This is a genomic window from Pseudomonas sp. CGJS7, from assembly GCF_036961695.1.
Map to the genome: position 1 here is coordinate 1 of NZ_JBAMDI010000253.1, position 4,824 is coordinate 4,824.

At 70.3% G+C, this 4,824-nt stretch carries 5 protein-coding genes; all 5 read left to right on the forward strand.

The window, feature by feature from the left end:
* A partial coding sequence (locus V7787_RS52175) for a hypothetical protein (RefSeq protein ID WP_336095355.1) occupies positions 1-455 on the forward strand: 455 nt, incomplete at its 5' end.
* A complete protein-coding gene (locus V7787_RS52180) occupies positions 455-907 on the forward strand; it encodes a DUF4381 domain-containing protein (RefSeq protein WP_336095356.1) in 453 nt (150 codons plus the stop codon). The genes V7787_RS52175 and V7787_RS52180, both read left to right, overlap by 1 nt.
* A complete protein-coding gene (locus V7787_RS52185) occupies positions 889-1,914 on the forward strand; it encodes a vWA domain-containing protein (RefSeq protein WP_336095357.1) in 1,026 nt (341 codons plus the stop codon). Before V7787_RS52180 ends, V7787_RS52185 begins: the two co-directional genes overlap by 19 nt.
* Entirely contained in the window at positions 1,911-3,671 is a 1,761-nt protein-coding gene (locus V7787_RS52190) for a VWA domain-containing protein (protein WP_336095358.1), read from the forward strand. Before V7787_RS52185 ends, V7787_RS52190 begins: the two co-directional genes overlap by 4 nt.
* A gap of 5 nt (positions 3,672-3,676) precedes the next feature.
* A partial coding sequence (locus V7787_RS52195) for a BatD family protein (RefSeq protein ID WP_336095359.1) occupies positions 3,677-4,824 on the forward strand: 1,148 nt, incomplete at its 3' end.

Below are 4,824 nucleotides of genomic sequence, written 5' to 3' on the forward strand. Positions count from 1 at the left end.
CCTTGCGCGTGCTCGATGCGATGGTGCGCTGGTACACCCAGCCGCCGGCCGAGGACGCGGGGCTGGAGGTCGCGCTGGATCACGCCGCGCGTCTGCTGCGCCCCGGTTCGCGGCTGGTGGTGCTGGCCGATCCGGCCAGCGTCGCGGCGCTGCCGCAGCGGCGTTGGGCGGTGCTGGCGCAACACCATGAAGTGATCGTGCTGCTGCTGACCGACCCGATCGAAATCCAGCCGCCGCGCGGGCCGTTGCCGTTCAGTCGCGACGGCGAGCGGGTCGAGTTGGATCTGGGCGTGGACGCGCAGCGCCAGCGCTGGCACGACAGTTTCGTCGCGCCGGTGCAAGTGGCCTTGGAAAAACTGCCGGTGCGCGGCGTGCGCGTGCAGGCCTTGTCGACCCAGGACGCCAGCGAATCCTGGCTGCCGCTGCTGGGCCGCTCGCGGCCGCTGGTGGCGTGATGGCCGCGCCGTTGATTCTGCGCGATGTGCATTTGCCCGGCGCGCCGTCGTGGTGGCCGCTGGCGCCGGGTTGGTGGATGGTGATCGCCGCGGTCGCGTTGCTTGGCTTGGCCGGGTATCTCTGGCATCGCCGTCGTTCGCGCAGACGGCGCGAAATGGCGGAAATCTTCTATCGCGCGCTGGACGCGGCGCCGACCCCGGCCGCGCAAGTCGCGGCGATGTCGGAACTGCTGCGCCGCGCCGCGCGTCGTCGCGACCGCGGCGCCGATCGCCTGCAGGGCGATCAATGGCTGGAATTTCTCGATCGCGGCAGCAAGCGCCAGGATTTCGCTCAAGGCAGCGGCCGGCTGTTGCTCGATGGCGGTTACCGTCGCGAGGTCGATCCGGCGCAAGTGGCGCAGCTGCGCGAAATCGCCCGGCGCCGGTTCATGCAATGGATGGGCGCGAACTGATGGCGGATTGGTCGTCGATGTTGAGCGAATCCTTCGCCTGGCCCTGGCTGTTGGCGGCGCTGCCGTTGCCGTTGTTGGTGCGCTGGCTGTTGCCGGCCGCGCGCGACGGCTCGGCGGCGTTGAAAGTGCCGTTCGGCGCGCGCCTGGACGCGGTCGCCGCGGCCGGCGGGCGCAGCTTGCGCGGCGGCGGCGCGGGCACTTTGGCGTGGATCGCCTGGGCGCTGCTGTGCATCGCCGCGGCGCGGCCGCAGCAACTGGGCGAGGCGATCCGTCCGCCGCAGGTGGGCCGCGGCATGATGCTGGCGCTGGATCTGTCGGGCAGCATGAGCGAGGTCGACATGACCCTGGGCCGGCAATCGGTGGACCGGTTGACCGCGGCCAAGGCCGTGCTCGCCGACTTCCTCGATCGCCGCGCCGGCGACCGCGTGGGACTGGTGGTGTTCGGCAATCGCGCGTATGTGCTGGCGCCGCTGACGCTGGACCGCGACACCGTGCGCGATCAATTGCAGGACAGCCTGGTCGGACTGGCCGGGCAGGAAACCGCGATCGGCGAAGCCATCGGTCTGGCCGTGCGCCGTCTGCGCGATCAACCCAGCGACGAACGGGTGCTGATCCTGCTCACCGACGGCGTCAACACGCCCGGCACCCCCGATCCCAACCGCGCCGCCGAAATCGCCCGCGACGAAGGCGTGCGCATCCACACTATCGCCTTCGGCGGCGACGGCACGATGTCGTTGTTCGGGATCAAAGTCCCCACGCCCGGCGGCGGCGCCGAAGTCGATGAGCGCGCGTTGCAGCGCATCGCTCAGCTCACCGGCGGGCGCTTCTTCCGCGCGCGCGACACCTCGCAGTTGGTCGGCATCTATGCCGAGATCAATCGCCTGGAACCGGTAACGCGTCCGGGCAAATCGGTGCGGCCGCGGATCGAACGCTATGCCTGGCCGCTGGCCGGCGCGTTCGCGCTGGCCTTGCTGGCGTATTTGTGGCCGCGCCGGAGGAAAGCATGAGCGCGGGCCTGTTCGAGAATCTGGCGCCGCTGGCGTGGCTGCGCCCGCAGTGGTTGTGGGCGCTGCTGGCGTTGCCGGCGCTGGCCTGGTTGTGGGCGCGTCGCGGCCGGCTCAGCAATGTCTGGCGCGGCCGGGTCGATGCGCACCTGTTGCCGCACTTGCTCGAGTCGCAGATGGATCGGCGTTCGCGTGTCGCCGCGGTGGCGGCGGCGCTGGCGTATCTGATCGCGGTGCTGGCGCTGGCCGGGCCGAGTTGGTCGCGCAGCGAGCAGCCGCTGTGGCAAGGCAGCATGCCGTTGGTGATCGCGCTGGATCTGTCCAGCCGCACCCTCGCCGCCGATCTGCCGCCCAGCCGCCTGGCTCAGGCCAAGGCCAAATTGAGCTCGCTGCTGTCGTTGCGCAGCGGCGGCCAGATCGCCTTGGTGGTGTACGCCGACGACGCTTACACCGTCGCGCCGTTGACCGACGATCCGCGCAATCTGCGGGTGTTCCTGGATGCGCTGGCGCCCGACATCATGCCCGGCGATGGCCAGCGCGCCGATCGCGCGATCCAATGGTCGGCGCGGTTGCTGCGCCAGGCCGGTTTCGCCCGCGGACAGATTCTGTTGATCACCGATCGCGCCGATCCGCGCGAGCACCGCGCCGCCAGCGTCGCCGCCGCCAGCGGTTACCGGGTCTCGGTGTTGGGGCTGGGGAACAACGCCGGCGCGCCGTTCCAACGGCCCGACGGGCGCATCGTGATGGCGCGCCTGGACACCGAGTCGTTGCGCGAGTTGGCGGCCAAGGGCAAGGGCGACTACCGCCCGATCACCCGCGACGACAGCGACCTGCGCGCGCTCGGCGTGCTCGCGCCGAGCAACGCCGACATCGGCGCCAAGCAGGGCGAGAAGAGTCTGGCGCGCGACGACGACGGCTACTGGTTGTTGCCGCTGCTGATGCTGCTGGCGTTGTTCGGTTTCCGCCGCCGCAACGGCGCCGCCGCGGCGTTGTTGCTGTGCTTGTGGTTGCCGATGGCGCCCGGTCAGGCCCAGTCGCTGTGGCAGCGCGCCGATCAGGCCGGGCACGAACGCATCGAGCAAGGCAATCGCGCCTATCGCGAAGGCCGTTTCGAACAGGCCGCCGGTTTGTACAAGCGCGCCGACGGCGCCGATGCGCAGTACAACCTCGGCAATGCGCTGGCGCGACAGGGGCAATACCCTGAAGCGATCCAGGCCTACGACCGCGCGCTCAAGCAGCAGCCCGGCATGGCCGATGCGATCGCCAACAAGCGCGCGGTCGAAGAAGCGATGAAGCGCAAGCCGCCGCCGAAGGGCGAGGGTCAGGACGGCAAGCAGCCCAAACCCAACGGCGATCCGTCGCAGGACAACAAGCCGTCCGACGGCTCCCAGTCGCCCTCGGGCTCCGGCAAAAACGATCCCAACAAGCCCAACCCGAACCAACCCGATCCGAACAAACCGCCGCAGTCGCCCGCCGATTCGCAGTCCGGCCAGCCGCCGCCGACCGATCCGGAAGCGCAGCGCAAGGCCGATGCCGCGCAGCGCGAGCAGATGCAGCGCGAACTGGAGCGGCAAGCCAAGGACGACAAGGCCGGCCCCAAGGGCGAGCGCGAACCCACGCCGACCCCGGCCCAGCGCGAGCGCAAGCTGGCCAACGATGCCTGGCTCAAGCGCGTGCCCGACGATCCGGGCGCGTTGCTGCGCGAAAAATTCAAGATTGAATACGCCCGGCGTCAGATGCAGGCGTTGAGAGGAGATTGAGGCCGATGCCGCGTTACTTGCTCAAACTCGTCCTGTGCCTGCTGCTGGCCGGTTTCAGCGCCAGCGCGTTCGCGCAGGTGCGCGCCTGGCTCGACCGCGACAGCATCCGCGCCGACGAGACGGTCACCTTGCGCCTGGAGACCAGCGAGATGCTCGGCGATCTGCCCGACTATGCGCCGCTGGCCGCGGACTTCTCGCTGAGCAACAGCGACATCGCCACGCGCATGGCGCCCGGCAACGGCGGCCTGATCGTGCACACCCGCTACACCATGACCCTGCGTCCGCTGCGCTCGGGCCGGCTGACGATTCCGTCGCTGCGGGTCGGCGGCGGGCGCTCGCAGCCGCTGGTGCTGTACGTCCAGGGCGCGCCCGCCGCGGCGCCGGAGCCGCCGCCGCAACCGACCGGCGCGGACGTGTTCGTCGAAGTCATCCCCGACGACGACAATCCCTACGTGCAGCAGGCGGTGGGTTGGCTGGTGCGCTTGTACGCGGCGATTCCCATCGCCAGCGGCAAGCTCGATCAACCGGTGCCCGACGGCGCGTCGCTGATGAAGGTCGGCGACGACGCCCAGTACGAACGCAACCTGGGCGGGCGCACCTACACCGTGGTCGAGCGCCGCTACTTGCTGGTGCCCGAACGCAGCGGCCGGATGTCGGTGCCGCCGGCGTTGTTCGACGGCCGCAGCACGCCGGGCCTGCTCGAGCAACTCACCGGCGACGCCGGCACGCCCCAGCACGCGCGCAGCAAGCCGCGCACGCTCAATGTGCGCGCGGTGCCGGCCAACGCGCCGCAGCCGTGGTTGCCGCTGCGCAGTCTGGATCTGCGCTATCGCACGACGCCGCAGCAACTGCGCATGGGCAACGCGGCGACGATCGTGGTCGAGGCCACGGTCGACGGCGCCGGTCTGGCGCAGCTGCCGGATCTGCAATTGCCGCCGGTCGACGGGGTGCAGGTGTTCGCCGATCCGGTCCAGGCCGACGAAAGTTTCGTCAACGGCCGGCCGCGGGTGAAGCTGACCCGCAAGTTCTCGCTGGTGCCTTCGCGCGAAGGTGCCGTGCGCCTGGACGGCCTGCGTCTGGATTGGTGGGATGTCAACACTGCTGGCGCACGCGTGGCCAGTTTGCCGCCGCTGAGCTGGACGGTGGCATCGGC